This window comes from Methanobacterium bryantii (assembly GCF_002287175.1).
In the GTDB taxonomy this organism is placed as follows: domain Archaea; phylum Methanobacteriota; class Methanobacteria; order Methanobacteriales; family Methanobacteriaceae; genus Methanobacterium_D; species Methanobacterium_D bryantii.
The window spans coordinates 15,550-32,000 of the sequence record NZ_LMVM01000041.1 but is presented as its reverse complement, the minus strand read 5'-3'; the positions used below and the strand labels follow the sequence as shown (position 1 = coordinate 32,000).

The 16,451-nt window shown below is 37.6% G+C and carries 16 protein-coding genes; 3 read left to right on the top strand and 13 right to left on the bottom strand.

The genetic code is table 11. The features are described 5' to 3' along the window. The 8 genes from mtrC to mcrB are packed head-to-tail and all read right to left on the bottom strand — an operon-like array spanning position 1 to position 7,321. The gene (gene mtrC, locus ASJ80_RS16120) at positions 1–819 is read right to left on the bottom strand and encodes a tetrahydromethanopterin S-methyltransferase subunit MtrC (protein WP_069583235.1); all 819 of its coding nucleotides are present in this window, start codon (positions 817–819) and stop codon (positions 1–3) included. Further along, complete coding sequence (gene mtrD, locus ASJ80_RS16115) at positions 819–1,547, bottom strand: tetrahydromethanopterin S-methyltransferase subunit D (RefSeq protein ID WP_069583234.1); 729 nt, start codon at positions 1,545–1,547, stop codon at positions 819–821. The genes mtrC and mtrD overlap by 1 nt, the downstream gene beginning before the upstream one ends. Before the next feature lie 11 nt (positions 1,548–1,558). Further along, entirely contained in the window at positions 1,559–2,446 is an 888-nt protein-coding gene (gene mtrE / locus ASJ80_RS16110) for a tetrahydromethanopterin S-methyltransferase subunit E (protein WP_048081847.1), read from the bottom strand. A gap of 59 nt (positions 2,447–2,505) precedes the next feature. Then, positions 2,506–4,158: a coenzyme-B sulfoethylthiotransferase subunit alpha gene (mcrA, locus tag ASJ80_RS16105; RefSeq protein WP_069583233.1), complete on the bottom strand. Its 1,653-nt coding sequence runs from the start codon at positions 4,156–4,158 to the stop codon at positions 2,506–2,508. 17 nt (positions 4,159–4,175) lie between these two features. Then, complete coding sequence (gene mcrG / locus ASJ80_RS16100; RefSeq protein ID WP_069583246.1) at positions 4,176–4,925, bottom strand: coenzyme-B sulfoethylthiotransferase subunit gamma; 750 nt, start codon at positions 4,923–4,925, stop codon at positions 4,176–4,178. Positions 4,926–4,927: 2 nt separating this feature from the next. Further along, positions 4,928–5,524 carry a methyl-coenzyme M reductase I operon protein C gene (mcrC, locus tag ASJ80_RS16095; protein ID WP_069583232.1) on the bottom strand — a complete coding sequence of 199 codons (597 nt, stop codon included), beginning with the start codon at positions 5,522–5,524 and terminating at the stop codon, positions 4,928–4,930. Next, complete coding sequence (gene mcrD, locus ASJ80_RS16090; protein ID WP_048081844.1) at positions 5,521–5,964, bottom strand: methyl-coenzyme M reductase operon protein D; 444 nt, start codon at positions 5,962–5,964, stop codon at positions 5,521–5,523. Before mcrD ends, mcrC begins: the two co-directional genes overlap by 4 nt. Before the next feature lie 28 nt (positions 5,965–5,992). Further along, positions 5,993–7,321 (bottom strand): coenzyme-B sulfoethylthiotransferase subunit beta, encoded by a 1,329-nt coding sequence (mcrB, locus tag ASJ80_RS16085; protein ID WP_048081843.1) that lies wholly within the window; start codon positions 7,319–7,321, stop codon positions 5,993–5,995. A 296-nt stretch (positions 7,322–7,617) separates the two neighbouring features. Here mcrB and mmp10 point away from each other — a divergent pair, with 296 nt between their 5' ends. Both mmp10 and ASJ80_RS16075 read left to right on the top strand, forming a co-directional pair. Further along, on the top strand, positions 7,618–8,865 hold the full coding sequence (mmp10, locus tag ASJ80_RS16080; protein ID WP_069583230.1) for a methyl coenzyme M reductase-arginine methyltransferase Mmp10: 1,248 nt from the start codon (positions 7,618–7,620) through the stop codon (positions 8,863–8,865). A gap of 98 nt (positions 8,866–8,963) precedes the next feature. Then, on the top strand, positions 8,964–10,295 hold the full coding sequence (locus tag ASJ80_RS16075) for a methyl-coenzyme M reductase glutamine C-methyltransferase (RefSeq protein ID WP_069583228.1): 1,332 nt from the start codon (positions 8,964–8,966) through the stop codon (positions 10,293–10,295). Between the two features lie 44 nt (positions 10,296–10,339). Here the strand turns inward: ASJ80_RS16075 and larC are convergent, their stop codons facing one another. The 3 genes from larC to ASJ80_RS16060 all read right to left on the bottom strand — a co-directional run bounded on the left by larC (position 10,340) and on the right by ASJ80_RS16060 (position 13,414). After that, on the bottom strand, positions 10,340–10,846 hold the full coding sequence (gene larC / locus ASJ80_RS16070; protein ID WP_069583226.1) for a nickel insertion protein: 507 nt from the start codon (positions 10,844–10,846) through the stop codon (positions 10,340–10,342). A gap of 18 nt (positions 10,847–10,864) precedes the next feature. Then, positions 10,865–12,643 carry a hypothetical protein gene (locus tag ASJ80_RS16065; RefSeq protein ID WP_069583224.1) on the bottom strand — a complete coding sequence of 593 codons (1,779 nt, stop codon included), beginning with the start codon at positions 12,641–12,643 and terminating at the stop codon, positions 10,865–10,867. Positions 12,644–12,781: 138 nt separating this feature from the next. Continuing rightward, a complete protein-coding gene (locus ASJ80_RS16060; protein WP_069583223.1) occupies positions 12,782–13,414 on the bottom strand; it encodes a class I SAM-dependent DNA methyltransferase in 633 nt (210 codons plus the stop codon). 444 nt (positions 13,415–13,858) lie between these two features. On the opposite strand from ASJ80_RS16060, the gene ASJ80_RS16055 reads away from it, so the two are divergent. Continuing rightward, positions 13,859–14,677, top strand: a complete 819-nt coding sequence (locus ASJ80_RS16055) for an Mrp/NBP35 family ATP-binding protein (protein WP_069583245.1) — start codon at positions 13,859–13,861, stop codon at positions 14,675–14,677. A 120-nt stretch (positions 14,678–14,797) separates the two neighbouring features. Here the strand turns inward: ASJ80_RS16055 and ASJ80_RS16050 are convergent, their stop codons facing one another. Then, positions 14,798–15,223, bottom strand: coding sequence for a metal-dependent transcriptional regulator (locus ASJ80_RS16050; RefSeq protein WP_069583222.1), 426 nt, complete (start codon positions 15,221–15,223; stop codon positions 14,798–14,800). Beyond that, positions 15,220–16,428: a cation diffusion facilitator family transporter gene (locus ASJ80_RS16045; RefSeq protein ID WP_069583221.1), complete on the bottom strand. Its 1,209-nt coding sequence runs from the start codon at positions 16,426–16,428 to the stop codon at positions 15,220–15,222. Before ASJ80_RS16045 ends, ASJ80_RS16050 begins: the two co-directional genes overlap by 4 nt. Positions 16,429–16,451: the final 23 nt, after the last annotated feature.

The following is a 16,451-nucleotide window of genomic DNA, read 5'->3' as shown; positions in this document are numbered from 1 at the left end:
TTAGAGCTCCTCTTCTTTAGGCATACCGGACCATGCAACTGATGCTGCGTCTTCGGTTGATGCGTCTATAAATGCTTTGACAGATACCAACCATGCTAAAGTACCGATTATAGGAACTATAGCAACCCATGAGTTACCTGATGCTAGTAATGCTATTAATCCTACTACTGCCATGGAAATAAAACCAGTTGATGCAGCGAGTTTAAGGGTCCTTGTCTGTTTTTCGTTTGGTCCTAAACATGCGTTGAATGGATGCTGGACAGCCATTGTGTTTAAGATAAAGAGCAGTGCTATAAATCCAGTTGAAATAACTGAAGTCTGTATTACTGCCATTGATAAACTTCCGGCTATAGCTACTGAAAATCCAATTACAGATAAAGCAGATGCACCTGCAATTTCAGTTGTACATGGTACTAAAACTGGTATTTTCATTTTAACTATTTTTCTAGCTACTAAAGCAACTATTGCACCTACTATCATAGCTATAACAAATCCTAAAACAGGGCCTGCAAGAGCTAAGCTTGATCCGAATAGGGCTACGCCTGCTATTCCAGCTAATGATCCTATGATACCTATAGCAAGTGACATGTATCCGATTGAAGGTACACCAGTACCTAAACCGTAACTTGCAACTCTTCTTATAGCGTCAGCACCCCATATTATGGCTGCGACTGCACCGAGTGATGCTGTAAGTGCTCCAAATACTGGACCAAGGAATGGTGCTAAGTATATACCTACAAGGCCGCCTATAACTCCAAGAGCTATAGTTTTTGAAGCTGATACATCTGCACCTGCGGGTCCTCCGCCTGCTGCTGACATTATAATACACCTCCGCCTTGAACTAATAATGCTCCTACAATTCCTACCACGAGTGATACAATTATACAAGCTAATGCTCCTCTAGGGAGTCTTTTGAACTTAGGATCGTGGAATCCTTCTATAGTACCTCCTATGTTATAGGAAGCTACAACCGCATTTATGAAGAATGTTCCTAAAGCGAATATTCCTGCAAGTGTTGCGGCAGCTAAAGAGAATGTTGATCCTGCAGGTACTGCATAAGCTGTAGTTGCAGTAAGTGCATTGTAAAGAGCGTAATAAATTAATCCTCCACCAATTCCACCTAAAAGTCCACCTATAATTCCGCTTACAAAACAAACGGTAGGTATTCCGTGACCTTCGGTACCTGGTGTTACATATTTACTTTGTTCCATTTTGGTTATTGGGTCTACATCTACTTTTGCTGATGATGGTACACATCCTACACCCCATACGTATATGAAGTTACCTGCAAGCATGGTTATACCGAGCATTAAACCTGAACCGATAGCACCTGCTGCCAGGATAAGTGGAAGTGACTGACCTGTCATGGCCGCTGCAGTTATGAGTCCTGTCATACCACCACCGGCTGCAAGCATAGCAGTACCGGTTCCTACACCTGTTGCTGTTGCCATAGCTGCTGGAGCACCACCTACAGGTATGAAGTGTACACCTCCACCAATCAGGAGCCCACCAGCGGTTACAGCGCCGATTAAAAATAATGGATCCATATAATTCCTCCTTAATCTCTCTCGTATGGTCCGTACTTGCTTCTGGCAAATACTTCTACCCTGTTGTTGATGATTATCAAGAGTAAGATTATTACAATACCTGCAATTACCCCACCTAGTACTCCAAAGACTATGGTAATCCAGAAGCTTAAGAATACTATGAGACCGAAAGCAAATCCGGTTACAGGTCCACCATATTTAGAACAGAAGTAAACTACATCCATACTATTTCTAGGACCTAATTCTGATTTTCTGGTTACGTCACCGTGAATAGCAACTGGAATACCCCCACCAAATGGGTACTGTTGATACTCCCTTTCAGCACCGTAGTGAACATCCCCAGTGGATGAACCTATAGCACCTATTGTTATTCCCCAGAGCACTGCAAGTAGTGGTAATGGGAATGGGTGTCCTAATCCTTGAATTGGTAAGGTCATTAAGTATGATAATCCTACTATTAAAAATGTTACAATAAATCCATGTCCTGCTATTGGTCCTAAGTGTGATGTTATTACATCAAGGTACACAGGCTGATTGAATTGGGATTGACCAACAATCCTTCCTAAGTACGATGTTGTAGAATATACTGCATGAACCAAAGCAGTTGTTGCTGCACCTGCAGCTATCGCCATTATGACTGGTAGGTGTATTGTTGCCATGAGAACATATGCTAATGAACCTGCGATACCGACCATTGTACCCCAAAGTACTGGTTCGCCTGATACAGCCTTGTTAAACAATCTGTGAACATTACCCATCTGTGGGGCCAGTTGAACCTGAGAGTTTGGGTTACTCATGGAACCAATATCTGATTCAAGGTCCTCAGCAGCTCCTGCAATAGTAGCAGCAGCTCCCATAAGGGCAACAACACCTAATCCTGTTATCATAGGGTCTACCATGTTTTTTTCCTCCTCGTTTTCAATGAAATAAAAAAAATAGGTGTTTGCGTTACACCTATTTATTTAGCTGGAGAGATAAGAGCTCTTTCTCCTGCTGGTTCGAATTCCCGTAATGCACCTTTTGCAAACCCAGCACGTACGTTAGAGAAGTCAAATGCTAAGTTATCGTCTGCAAATGCAATTTTTACCAGTGGGTTGAATACAAATGCATCTTTCCTTGCAGCGTGTGCTGCCTGAGCGATACCTGCGTATTCTCCCTGGTGACCTACGTTCATAGCGTAGTTAGGATAGTTTGCTCCTCTTGCTTCAAGAGGTAATCCTTCGTCTCCACGGATAGCAAATGTATTTGCAGCACCACACTGATCCTGAAGGTCGTATCCGTAGAATCCAAGTCTGGAGTGCTGTTCTTTGTGTAAGTACATGGATAAATACCATCCACTTAAACCAGTTTGTGCATTTCCAGTTGCAAATGCAGTTGAACAACCTGCAGCTGCAGCAGTAACTGCTGCTCTTTGTGATCCACCGAACTGATCTTCAAGAAGTGCTGGATATTCTTCATACTGTTCTAATCCATAGAATGTAACTTCTGAAGCTACATCTAGAACTGTTTCCATAGTGTTTGGTGCTTCTGTCATTCCATATTTGTCTTCTACATATTCTTTACCGAAATATGTGAAGTCGTCAAGAATATTATCTGTGTATGCTGCTGTAGCGTACTGAGTGAATCCTACACCACCTGACATGTATGAACCAAGCCAGATTTGGTCGTAAAGCATTGCACCAGATGCAACAACATCAAGGGTTACCCGTACTGGGTCATCCATGTTTACTCTTGAAGACTGACATATGTCAGCTAAGAAACCGAATGCAATTCCACCAGGTTCATTTTCCCCTCTTGCTCTTCTTACAGGGAGGTATGAACCCATGTGTACAACTTCTGCGTGTTTTGCAGCGTATGCGAAGTCACCAGTTGCGGCTTCCCCTGCTGCTTGTTTGTATGCAGAAATCATAGACATACCAATTTGCATAGCAGACCATCTTGAAGTTGTACCACCATCACAAGTCCTTGAGACTATAGTTGGTATTCTTACAACCTGCCACATTGCGTCCCCTACTTCAGCTTTTAAAACTTCAGCTTGTTCTTCAGGGAACATTTTGTTGATGTTTATAACAAATGCAGGGTCAATTTCGTCTGCTATTTCGTCGTTACCAGTGAAGATTTTCACGTAACTGTCGTATACTAATGATGGGTTTGTTTCCACCATGTGTTCTTGAACAACTGCTGCACCAGGCATAGCGTGGTTTACAGTTTCTAGGTAAGTAGTAATTGTCTCAGGAGTAACTTCTTTACCTAATCTTTTTTCAATAACGTTGTGTGCTGTGTTCAAACCAACAATAACAGTTCTTCTTATGTCATCCCAGAACTGTTGCATTGCAGCGTTGTTTACAAAGTGTAAGTCATCACCTTCCACGTATGTGTCGGTAGTTGAAACCTGGTAAGGCATAAGTACCCTTTGACCGAGTGGTGTACCAACGTCTGGGTTGTACATCGGAATTCCACGTTTTTCGGCTATTTCTTTACCAGCTTTTACAAACTCGGTTTTCCTTTCAGATTGTTTCCAACCACCAAGGTCGTAGAAATGAGTTTTAGATTCTTCTGGGGCTTCTTCAAATTTCTTTTTTAAAGCTTCCATAAATTTTTTATCAGCCATATTAATCACCCTCCTGATTATTCAGGATAGAACCCACCTTGGGATCTTAGTACGTGTATTCTTTGACATACTTCAACTGCGTCTTTGTCGTCTCTGTATGCTTCACCATCTTTTCTGTAAATGGTGGTTTTATCTTTAAGGGTTTCTTCGTCTAATGGAGCTCCTAAAGCTACTGGTTCGTCGAGTTCGTCACCAATTTGGTTTTTGACGGCTTCTACTTGTCCAGTTTCTTTGTTCAGGATCTGTCTTCTGAGCATGTCAAACATCATACCGTCTTCATCAAGCCTTAAGGAGTGACCGTGAACAGATTTTCCTCTTATACCTGATCTTGCAGGGTCAAAGAATTCAGTTTCAAGGAGTTCTTTTGAGATTTTTTCAAGGTCTCTTTCTCTGGCTTCGATAATTTGTCTTCCTGAGAGAGTACCTGCATCTGCTCCTCTATATCTGCATAAATATGCTCTTGATCGGAGATATGGTTGAGCTGGAGCAAAATACATGGAGTCAGTAAACTGTATGTATCTTACTCTGTCACCGGCTTTAGCACCGTCGACAGGTTCAACGAGTTCCCTGATCGGGTCTTCTGGTTCATCCATTTCTTCAAGTGGTGGGTGAGCGCTTGGATATTCCTCACCAGGAGCTCTGTGTCCGAGTATGCTTACAACATCTTCGTCAGAGACTTCCCTCAGTTTTTCAAGTTCATATTCTGGATCTTGGAAATTACTTCTGTTTTGGGCAACCTTACTTGTTCCAGGATAATATTTTGCCATTATCATGCACCTCCTAGTGCTAACCTAACTTTTCTAATAATTTCATCCAACTTTTCTTGGGGACTGGTTTCTCCTCTAATTACGCCGCTTATTATATCCACAATTTCACCTTTTGTTTTAGGCTCCTCGGGCATTACAGCTTTAGTTTTGACACCAATCTTTGCAAAATCTTCAAAGTCAACTGGATATTCACAAATGATTACGCAAGGTTTCTCTACATGTCGAAGTATTAACCGGGCTTTGTACACAATGTGGTGTTTAACACCTCCGAGGTGTACCAGTATAAGTTTATGCATGTTTATTTGCTCTATTTCTGTTGGAGTAAGTCCAAAGAGACTGCCCCCTCCAGCTGCTGGAGCATCATGCGGAACACCGGCACCGGCATTCAACACGAGAGTACTTGTCATTATATTAGCTTCCCGTAACGCGAATGTTATCTCACAGACTGGTTTTGTTATGTGTCTCCTTCCCGGAGACATTGCTATTGTTAAAACATCACTGCCACTCTGGGCAAATGTTCCCCTTTGGGCAATTCCTCCTCCTTCACCCATACCCATCGCTACTCTGCAGTCTACGATGTGTGTGCCCTTACCAATCATTTTTCGTCTTTCCTCTTTAGTATTTGTGCTCTTTCACTGAGTTGTGCGTTCTGGTCAGTTAATCCAACCATTTCATCAGGAATATTATCTAATTCCTCGCCATATTTGAGCTGATCTGAAACTGTTTTCTGTTTTCTTATGAAGTGTCCAATATGGATGTTATATCCAAATGGTAAATGATCTTCACAAACTTCTTTTACATCTTCAATGACGTCTTCTGATTCGATTTCCAGTAGTATTCTACCGGGTTTCACTTGTACTTCTACTTCTTCTCCGCTTACAACTATAATTCTGCGGTCTGGGTGTCCTTCTCTCACTGGAGGAAGTCTCGGTCCGTGTATAATCATTCTTTTGATACCTTCGATGCTATCAAGATCATTTAATAATCTTTCAGCGGTATCTACGTTCAACAATCTGTGTGGAAATATCTCGATATCCATTGACTTAATGCCCCCAAGTTCGGATTACTTAAATATCGCCTTTTATGTCGGCAGCTGCTTCCACTACATATTTGAGTGGTTCTCGGAATTCATCAACTTGACTGTATACGTCTTTGATTAGTCCTGAGGTTGCTTCTGGGGAGAACATCTGTGTACCTGCATCAAGAGCCATTGCAGCCGCTACGCAAGGTATAGCGAATCCTTTACTGTGTCTTGTAACGATGTGGTTACCGTTAAAGATACCAGGTCCACCTCCACCATAGATGGAGTGACTGAAGAATGAAAATCCTACTGCTACACCTTCAGCTCTACCGAAGTCCACACCAGGTAATCCTGTTGCGAATTCAATAATATCGTTGTAGTATAACAATGTTGAGGATACACCCTGAGCTGCTCTTGCAGCACCCTGGTTGACCATAGTAGCTGCCATTTGTCCTGCTGCGTTGTATGCATTCCATTTGGCCAAGTCATCTGTTCCGTATAATTTGAAGTCGCCGCCCATTTCTTTTTCGACGCCTATTACACCATCTTCAGATGCTCTGTTAACTAGGTCCAGTATAACAGATCCTACTGTTCCTTCTTTACCGTTGTCTTTTACAAGATCATATACAATGTTATCAGCATTCATTCCTTGGTAAGCTAAACCAAGAAGGTGCATTCTTTCGAATCTTCCTGTTGCATCTCCCATTTCAAACATAGCTGTTTGTTCGAGGATTGTCGACAAAGCTGCTGCTTGCATTGTGTTTTTGAGAGTTGTTGCAACGACGTGGTTAACCGGAATGTTTCTTAATGCGTAACCTGGACCTTCTAATTTCTGAGGTACATCCAGCATGGTAGCCATGTTTCCACCTGCGTATTCTACGGTTTGTGGATATCTACCTAATACTGCTGCTTTTACCACGTTTGCATCATACATTCCAACGTCGAACTGGTTAACTATAGCCTGAATAAACGCTGACGCAGTTACTAATGATGTTGCTGAGTATTCAGCTGCTGCTTCAAGCCTTAGTGATGGTATTTGTACTAATGCTCTCTTTCCGCCTGCTAAAAGTTCGACTTTTGTGTCGTCGCCTTCTTCCACAAGAATCATTTCTTTTGCTTCTTGTGCTATGGCTTCAGCATTTCCGACTATGTCGAGATCTAATTCTCTTCCTAAAATTTTTCCTCCGGCAACCTTTCCGGATCTTAGAGCGTTCTCTATACCTTCTAGGTTAACTGCTATGGTCCTCTTAATACCCTGCACGATACTTCTGATCGCTGGGTTTCTCAAAGGACTTAGGGCTTCTAGTGGAACTTGTTCTTCAACAAGATTGCCTCTGTCGTCGTACAAGTCGATCTTATCTTCAAATCTTGCCATTTTTTCCCTCCTGAGAAAATTTTCGCATATCAATTCTTATTTAAAGTACCAATCCTCCGATATAAATGAGCCTTGCCAGCACTCATTTATAATAGAATCATTTTTAGTACATATTGATATACGAGACTGAATTTGTAGTCTTATATATTATTAAACTTTCTTTCTGATTAAAGTAGAAAGACTTATAAAGTATAATCGTCTTATGTTTATCTAGTATATTTTACCACTTTTTGATGCAATTAGTTCAATTTTTTTCAGAAATTATTTATTTTATGTGTTAAAACAAAGTAGATACTATGCAAATCGTAGCTGACGTAGGTGGAATACCCGGAAAAGACTGTAACGGTTTTTGTAAATACTGTTACTTTAGAAAAGTAAAAGGCACAGAAGCTCTAGGATGCAAAAATTGTTCTCTAGGTAAAGTTGGGTGTGACAGCTGTACAACTGGTATTAGAGAGATAGGGAACGAATTTCAATCACCTTTTTTTGTTATAAGCTCTGTACAAAACTCCCTTATGTTAGGAGACTATCGTGATGCTAATTTAAAAGTAAATATAAGCGGGGGAGGAGATGTAAGCTGTTATCCTTATCTCTTTGACATCGTTTCTGCATTCTCGGATTTTGGACTCCCAATACATCTTGGATATACCAGTGGTAAAGGTATTACTGATGCTAAAATGGCAGAAGATCTTGTTTCAAAGGAAGTTAATGAAGTAACATTTACTGTTTTCTCCACAGATCCAAATATAAGAAGAGAATGGGTAAACGATAAAACTGCCGAAGAATCCATTAATGCCCTTCAAATATTCTGTGAAAGCTCAGAGGTACATGCCGCTTCTGTTATAGTTCCGGGAGTAAATGACGGCGAAGATTTATTTAAAACATGTTCCAATTTAGAAGACTGGGGTGCAAAAGCATTTATACTCATGCGATTTGCTAATTTCAGAAATCAAGGTTTAATATTAGGTAATGAACCAATATTAGACGGGGTAGTGCCCCATGAACTTGACGAATTTGAAGCATTAGTTAGAAAAATCAATGACGAATTTAATTTCAAAGTTACAGGAACTCCACTTTGTGATCCTGATAACGATACTCCCTTTGCAATTTCAAAGGATAAAAATAAAGATTATTTAGATATATTATCCAAAATCACTTCTGAAGCCACCATATTAACAAGTAAAGTTGCAGCCCCATTTATAGAAAAAATAATTGGAAATATTGAAGCGTCTGATCTTGTTAATGTTGTTGCAGTAGATCAGGATATCGGATGCCTTATTACCCAAAAAGACCTTGAAGAGGTAGATTTCAGCCAGTTAAAAGAGACTGTGATAATACCTGGCCGTGCATATGTACACGATAAAATTGCTGAAGAAGTTTTAAGCAGTGATGGGGTAGATCGGCTGGTTGCAAGAGGCCCTGATAAATTAACTGCTGATGGAGAAATGAGCGGAACTTTAAGCCCTCAAGATGCTCTAAAGCAAGAATTAATCGCTTTTGAAGATTTGATAGGTGCAATAAACTTCTTTGGAGTTCGAAAATAAATTAAAATCTCCCTACTTGTTTTTTTAAATGAATATTTAAATTACTTAAACTTCATTACTACTATGTAAAATTAGTAAAAATTGAATACAGGGATATCATGTCAAAAAGCATTAAGATTACCGTTTTAACTCCTGAATTTTATAATTATGGTGCAATGCTCATTGCAGGTGTTTTAAAAGATGCAGGATACAATGTAGATATTCAAAAAGGTTTTGAAGGAATAATAGATGCCGACATTGTTTTAATAAGTCTTCATTCTACCATACATTTACTCAAATACAGAGAAGAAATTGAAAAAATTAAGAGTTTTAAAATAGTTGGCGGACCCGTAAGCAACAGTCCAGAACTTGTTTTCAAATATCTATCTGTTGATGCAGTTATTATTGGAGAAGGTGAAAGCAGTACCCTCAAAATTCTTGAAAATCTTGAGGCAGATAACCATGAAGCTGATCAACTCAATGAAATTGAAGGCATTGCTTTTAAAAAGGGAAATAAAATAATTAAAACTAAAAAAACAACCTCGTCACCTATGATACGGCCATTACCACTAATACCTGAAGACATCTCATCTGAAAACATACGAGGGGCAAATGTATACATCGAAACCCATAGAGGATGTCCCGGTAACTGTGGATTCTGCCAGGTGCCATGCTTCTTTGGAAGAGATGTCAGGAGCAGGACACTTGACGACATTATAATTGAAGTCAAAGAATTTCTTAAAAAAGGAGCTAAGCGAATTGCTATAAGTGGTGGGACCGGATCTTTATACGGCAGTAAAAAATTTAAAATTACAGATGAATATGCATTTACTGAACTTTTAAAGGAAATAAGCAGTTTAACCGGCCCTCAAAATCTTACAATTCCTGATATTCGTATTGATATGATGAACGATGAAATACTGGAAGCTGTTAAAAATTATACCAACGGATGGATCTTTTTTGGCATAGAGTCTGGAAGTGACAGAATGCTGAGGAAGATGAAAAAAGGAATAAAAGTTGATGATGTTAAAGACGCCATTGAAGCTGCACGAAAACACAATATCAAGATAGCTGGATCTTTTATAGTCGGATATCCTGGTGAAAATGAAGATGACTTTGAAGCTACAGTTGAACTTGCCGATGAATTAATGCTTGATGATTATTTTGTAAGCATCGCAGAGCCAATTCCAGGAACACCCCTTGCAGATGATGTAATTAAAACGCCTTTAAATGAAAATCTGCTGTTTATAAAAAGTGATAAATACAAGAATTACGAATTGAGCATTGCAGAAGAACGCTGCCTTAATTTGATGTTGGATTCATACGTATTTAGAAGTATTCCAGTAGCTATGACTGACAATTTATTTAAAACATTGTTAGAAGAAACTAAATCACAGGGAAACCATATAAGGACTGTAACAGAAATGATACTGGAAGAGAGTGATTTTTAGATTTCAATATTCAAGAATTAATTTCAAAATAAAAAAAATAAAAATTATTTATCAACGCTTATAGTAATTTTTCCGTCTTTAAGAACATTTTCATAGGCCTTAGCCTCTATTATTGTCTTGAGTTTAGAAAATGGTATTTTAATTCCATGGGAATTTAATTCCAGTACCAACGCCTTAATATCTTCGTATTCTGCTTTAAGAGATGTAATCTCATTTCCATCCTTTTTGAGATATTTAACCCTTATATTTGATTCTAAAGCTATGTTTTCTGCAGTTACTGTAACTATTTTTGTTTCTATTTCAAATGGAAATTTCAAATGGTTGTATTCAAATGTTTTAATTCCCAGTGTTCCAAATTCAAGGGCAAGGAGGGAACAAATATCATCTAATCTGTTTTTATCAACATCCACCAGAACCATGTACTCCATCCTTCCCTTTTTAGTGATGGCATTTAAAACATGGATATTATTAGCTCCCTCATCCAATGTCCTTTCAATAATATAAGGTAGGCTTTCCACTGGCAAATCATCTATAGTGGTCATTAGCAGCATTTTAGCACCACATGAATATTAAAATTCTGCCATCACGCGCATAGCTCGCATTGCCACTTCTTTTGCCCGCAGAACACCTCCAGGTATTGCTGAAGATATATAAGCCCCCGCAGCAACTTTTTTTGCTATATCTTCTGGAGAACTGATATTCATAGCCGCAGCAACAGCGGCAGGTACTATAAGGTTAATAATAGTATGGCCTGAAAGCTGAAGTTCTGTAACTGGTACTGCTGCCATAGGTATAGCTTCAAGTATGTCCTTTTTCTTGTTTAAAACTGCATCAGGTATCACTTTATGAGATAAACCTTCAAATACAATTTTCTCCCCGTCAACGGTGATCTCCAGATCTGCGTCTGTGTCAAATCCACAGTATTTCATTAAAAATTCGTTTTTTCTTCTCCGGGCACATCCCTGATACTTTGTGATTTTTATTTTTACTTCTTTTCCAGTCATATCACTGAACATTTTACTGCATGCAACTTCTATATTTTCCATTTTCTCATCGTCCAGCATGCGGACAATTTCATCAAGTTCTTTTCCTTCTTTTAGCTGGTTATAAGTAAATTCTGCACGATTATATACCGCTTTTGCCAGTGCCCCATCTGTGGCAAGTATCAACGCCTTGGTAACCGGACCTCTTTTTACCTGTTCTGACTTCCGGGATATGGTGTTAGTAGCTATTTTTGCGAATTCAGGTTCGATCCAGAAGTTTTCTTTGACTTCTTTTATTTTATCAGCAGCTTTTTCGATATCTCCCCCATCATTCAGGAGTAATTTCATTGCAAGGACTGCATCAGCAGTCATGTGACCCAGCGGGGGCTGTAATGGGCCACCTGAGAAACCTGCCCCTATTATTAAAGATTCTTCAAATGCTGCAAGCATTTCTTCAAATGCCATCATCCCTATAACTGATGGACCTCCAATATCTTTTATTATTACCCCTAAATCACCCACTAAACGCGCTGTATCATATTCTTCTCCTGTGCCCCGGATATGAAGTTTTTCAGGTAATCCTGCAGCTTTTACAGCACCTAAACCTGCAACGTATGCACTGTTGGCCTTAAAGAATTCACCATAAACTTCGCCTACTTCCGAATCAGGGTGGACTATCTCCAGTATCGCAGCAGCGCCCATTATTGCAGATAAAATTGGGCTTGGAGGCATTCCCACGTTAGCATATGCTTTTAACATGCCCCGAGTTCCTGCGGCTGCACCGTTTTTAGCAAGCTCAGGAAAACCAACATCTTCCCCAAGTGCACCGTGGCCGTACAGTGGCCCTCCACCAACGCCAAGTGGAACAATGCTTCCATCTATTCTTGAAATTTTGCCATCAAATATATCGTCATATATAGCTTTCACAGCTGCATAACCTGATATTTTATTGTTCGATTTTGCAGTTGGCACTGCAAGCACACCGCACCTATCAACTCCTGCAATCATCCTGGCTAAAGCCCCTAATTTTCTATTTCCTGCAGGAACTCCTGCCTGTGCATTTGAACCTGCCAGGTAACATAAAACTGCACTTAGTAGAGCCGCATTTGCAGGGTCAGCACCAGAAAGTTTTGCAGAATCTATAGCTTTTTTAAGCACGTCATCTATTGGCAGACGCTGAATATTTTCGTCTGTAAGCATTATTTTAGCGCCTTTTAAGACGTCTTCAGTTATGGAATTGGCCGCGCAAATTGCAGCAATATTTAACATCCCATGCCCTTTAGTAAGGGCTTCTATGCGGTCGTTAGACATCATATCTATATCCGAAGTTGAAGCCATAATGGCAGCTACTATTTCTTTTTCCATAAGAACACCACATAATAATATAAATATTATTTTATTAAAAAATTCCGATATAACTCCGTAATTCAAAATTGTAGCAATTATTGAATTTAATTAAAAATAATAAAATAAATAATACCGTATCTATCAAATATCCTTTTTTTATTTCATTAAAACATATGCTTTAAAGCATGAAAAAGATTTTTTGGATAAGTCCCTAAATGTTAAAAACTTTAATCTTTTTAGAGAATTGAAATTATATTTTTGAATTAATTCTTCGATATATTCGTCTGAATGCCCGTAAACTGCAATATCATATTCTTTATCAATCTCACTGGAAATTCGTGTTTTAGAATCTTTAACTGTAAAAGCAAATGTTCCTTCCTCTTTAAGTATCCTGTGAGATTCCCTGAAGAATTTCTCTAAGTCTTTAAAGAAGTGAAAAATGCCTACTGCAATTACATGGTCAAATGTATGATCCCCATAAGGAAGAATATTTTCATTTAAATCAAATAATTTAAGATGATGAAATATTCCTTTTTTCCTGCAAATATTGAGCATTTCCTCCGAATTATCCAACCCATAAATTTCTAGACCTGCCTTTTGAAAATGAAAAGAGCTAAAACCTGTTCCAATACCCAGATCTAATAACTTATCTCCAGTATCAACATATTCAAAAACCATACCAAATATAATCTCAGAGTTATAACATTCAAATTGTCTGGAAAGAGAATCATAATCCTCAGCACATTTATCATGCCCAGTTTTAACTTTTGGAGGAGTTTCTTTGTGCATAGCAGAACACCTTCTTTTATAATTTGATATTTAACCTAAATGGAATATGTTACTTAAACTATTAAAACTGATAGAAAATCCGTAAATGGTTTCATAAAATATATCATTCTTGTGATTTATTTATTATTTTTTATATAATGAAAAAATCTTTTTTATACATTCATAATTCATAAAACAGCCGTCAAGGGAGTAGATTAAAATTAAAATTATTACTAAGAATGAAAAAATTATAAATAATATTATCTATATAATTTTTATTAAGGATATATGTGATTTATTTGAAAATATAATTATTTAAGCGGAAATAATCCATATTTATACCAAATTAAGTGTTAACTATCATTATAACCCCAATTATAACCCACATAACATTGTATACTAATTTAAATAGTATATTTTATTTTGGAGTTGATAAAAGTGGCCTCTAAAGAGGAAGAACATAAAATGGCCTTAATGCAGCAGGATATTGAAATTATAAAACGTATGCATAAAATTAAGCATAAGATTGCAGTTATGAGTGGAAAAGGGGGAGTAGGCAAATCTACAATAGCAGTGAATTTAGCCGCAGCTTTTGCAAAGAAAGGCTACAAGATCGGCATTATGGATGCAGATGTTCACGGGCCAAATGTCCCTAAAATGTTTGGAGTAGAAGGAAAAAGCCTAAAATTTGATAAAAATGGAATAATACCCATTGAAACCGAAGAAGGTATTAAAGTCATGTCAGTAGGATTTTTCTTATCATCACAGGATACTCCAGTAATATGGAGAGGCCCTGCAAAAACTGGTGTAATAAGACAATTTCTAGCAGAGGTTACATGGGATGATCTGGACATATTAATAATTGATAATCCTCCAGGTACTGGTGATGAGCCTTTAACCATTTTACAGACTGTCCCTTCACTAGATGGTGTTGTACTTGTCACCACACCCCAATCAGTGGTACAAGAAGATGTGGAAAAAAGTGTTAATCTGGTAAAGAATCTAAATATTCCTGTAATTGGAATTATTGAAAACATGTCGGGTTTTATCTGTCCACATTGTAAAAATGAAATTTTAATATTTGGTAAAGACGGCGGTGCCAAAATAGCTAAAGAAATGAATATTCCTTTCCTTGAGAGACTACCATTAAATGTAGAAACATCTGTTGCATCTGACACTGGAATTCCCATTGTAATTAAAGACCCTAAATCAGAAATTTCTATTAAAATATCAGAAATCATGGATAAAATTGAATCAAAATTAAGAGCGGCCCCTAATTCTTAACTTCATTTTTATATATCTCGTAATTTATTCATGAATATATAAATGATAATTTTAAATAATTCATTATCCACTTTCATCCCATTAAACATCCTAATTTAGGGTTTTATTACATTGAAACATTTAATGGGATGAAGTTTTATTATATTCTGGACAATTTTCAATAAATTCTGTAAATTTTTCAATCTTGTTAATTGTTGAATTACTTAATATGTGCTCCATTGCACATGCTTCTTTCTCCGCAGTAGTATCATCAACGCCTAAAACATCTAAAAATTTTTTAAGGGTGTTATGCTTATGTATAATGCCCTCTGCAATTTGTATTCCCCTTTCAGTTAATTTTATTTCACCATATTTTTCCCGGGATACAAGTTTCAGTTTGGAAATTTTATTAACCGCTTCCACCACACTTGAAGGTTTAACATCAAGTTTTTCAGCGATGTCAGTTACTCTGATAGTTCCTTTAACCTTTTTCAAGTTGTACATCACTTCAATATAATCTTCAATGCTTTTTGTTAACTTAGGTAAATCTTCGTTTATCTCACTCATTTATATACATCCATTATCATTTCTTCAAGATTCTTACATCTTGGGACCATGACATCTATCGATTTATCTGATAAAACATATTTTGGGCCTTCACCCACTCCAGTACTTACCAAAACATCTACCTTTTCTTTTTCTAAAAATTCAGCAGTTTCAATTCCTTTCTTTTTTTCCAGTGTAGTTCCAGGATTATCTTTAACTACAGTACTAATTATTTGGCCGTTGACCACATCTGCAATTAAAATATAAGGAGCTCTGGCAAAATGCTCAGAAATATCAGACTGCAAACCATTTTTATTCTCCACAAGAACTGCAACCCTTAACCTTTCCTTTTTAAAAGGTTCTATCTGAACCGTTAAACTGTCTAAATTTTTAATTCTACCTTTTACGGCCTTTTTTATATTCCCTGTAATCTCAGATGCATTTTCCACGGATAATCCTTTTTTGGTTTCAAGATGTAGTTCTGCAAATACAAAGGGACCTGATCTTCTAACTTTAATAGCATGTACCCCTTCAACACCAGCAACATTTTCTGCAATAGTTTTAATTTCTTCAATCTTTTCAGGATCCATGTTGGCATCCAAAAGAACCAATATATCATCTTTTGCCAATTTAAAGCCTAGGTAAATGATTAAAAGTGCAACCAGAATTCCTGAAATTCCCTGTATTCTTAAATAGCCCATGTAAGATGATAGTATACCTACAAAAACGATTATTGACGAAAATATATCGATGAAACTGTGTTTTCCATCATTAATAAGTGCCTGAGAACCTATTGTTCTACCTATCTCCTGTTTATATCTTGCAAGTAAAAACGAAACTACTGCCGATAGAGCAGCAACAAATAGGGCAACAAGAGGTATTTCGATTGTACTTGGATTTAAAAACGCGTTATAAGAATCTAAAGCTATTTCTATACCTGTTATAACTATTATTACCGATATTATCAAAGATGCAAATGATTCAATCTTATAATAGCCATAAGGAAATTTTTCATCTGGCCTTCGCATGGATAGTTTTAATCCAATGTATACTGCCAGAGATGCAACTATATCAGAAAAAGAGTGAATAGAATCTGCTATTAAAGCTATACTTCCAGATAAAAACCCAATTACACCTTTAACTAATGCAAGTAAAAGGTTTATTAAGCTGGAATATATAGCTGCTTTTCCTCCTTTCTTTAAGTTATTTTTAGCTTCGTTATTCATCTAAACACATCATGTTCAACTTG

Bases quoted from the DNA above. Each gene is read 5' to 3' on its own strand.
- mtrC (WP_069583235.1), bottom strand. From the start codon at position 819: ATGTCAGCAGCAGGCGGAGGACCCGCAGGTGCAGATGTATCAGCTTCA.
- mtrD (WP_069583234.1), bottom strand. From the start codon at position 1,547: ATGGATCCATTATTTTTAATCGGCGCTGTAACCGCTGGTGGGCTCCTG.
- mtrE (WP_048081847.1), bottom strand. From the start codon at position 2,446: ATGGTAGACCCTATGATAACAGGATTAGGTGTTGTTGCCCTTATGGGA.
- mcrA (WP_069583233.1), bottom strand. From the start codon at position 4,158: ATGGCTGATAAAAAATTTATGGAAGCTTTAAAAAAGAAATTTGAAGAA.
- mcrG (WP_069583246.1), bottom strand. From the start codon at position 4,925: ATGGCAAAATATTATCCTGGAACAAGTAAGGTTGCCCAAAACAGAAGT.
- mcrC (WP_069583232.1), bottom strand. From the start codon at position 5,524: ATGATTGGTAAGGGCACACACATCGTAGACTGCAGAGTAGCGATGGGT.
- mcrD (WP_048081844.1), bottom strand. From the start codon at position 5,964: ATGGATATCGAGATATTTCCACACAGATTGTTGAACGTAGATACCGCT.
- mcrB (WP_048081843.1), bottom strand. From the start codon at position 7,321: ATGGCAAGATTTGAAGATAAGATCGACTTGTACGACGACAGAGGCAAT.
- mmp10 (WP_069583230.1), top strand. From the start codon at position 7,618: ATGCAAATCGTAGCTGACGTAGGTGGAATACCCGGAAAAGACTGTAAC.
- ASJ80_RS16075 (WP_069583228.1), top strand. From the start codon at position 8,964: ATGTCAAAAAGCATTAAGATTACCGTTTTAACTCCTGAATTTTATAAT.
- larC (WP_069583226.1), bottom strand. From the start codon at position 10,846: ATGCTGCTAATGACCACTATAGATGATTTGCCAGTGGAAAGCCTACCT.
- ASJ80_RS16065 (WP_069583224.1), bottom strand. From the start codon at position 12,643: ATGGAAAAAGAAATAGTAGCTGCCATTATGGCTTCAACTTCGGATATA.
- ASJ80_RS16060 (WP_069583223.1), bottom strand. From the start codon at position 13,414: ATGCACAAAGAAACTCCTCCAAAAGTTAAAACTGGGCATGATAAATGT.
- ASJ80_RS16055 (WP_069583245.1), top strand. From the start codon at position 13,859: ATGGCCTTAATGCAGCAGGATATTGAAATTATAAAACGTATGCATAAA.
- ASJ80_RS16050 (WP_069583222.1), bottom strand. From the start codon at position 15,223: ATGAGTGAGATAAACGAAGATTTACCTAAGTTAACAAAAAGCATTGAA.
- ASJ80_RS16045 (WP_069583221.1), bottom strand. From the start codon at position 16,428: ATGAATAACGAAGCTAAAAATAACTTAAAGAAAGGAGGAAAAGCAGCT.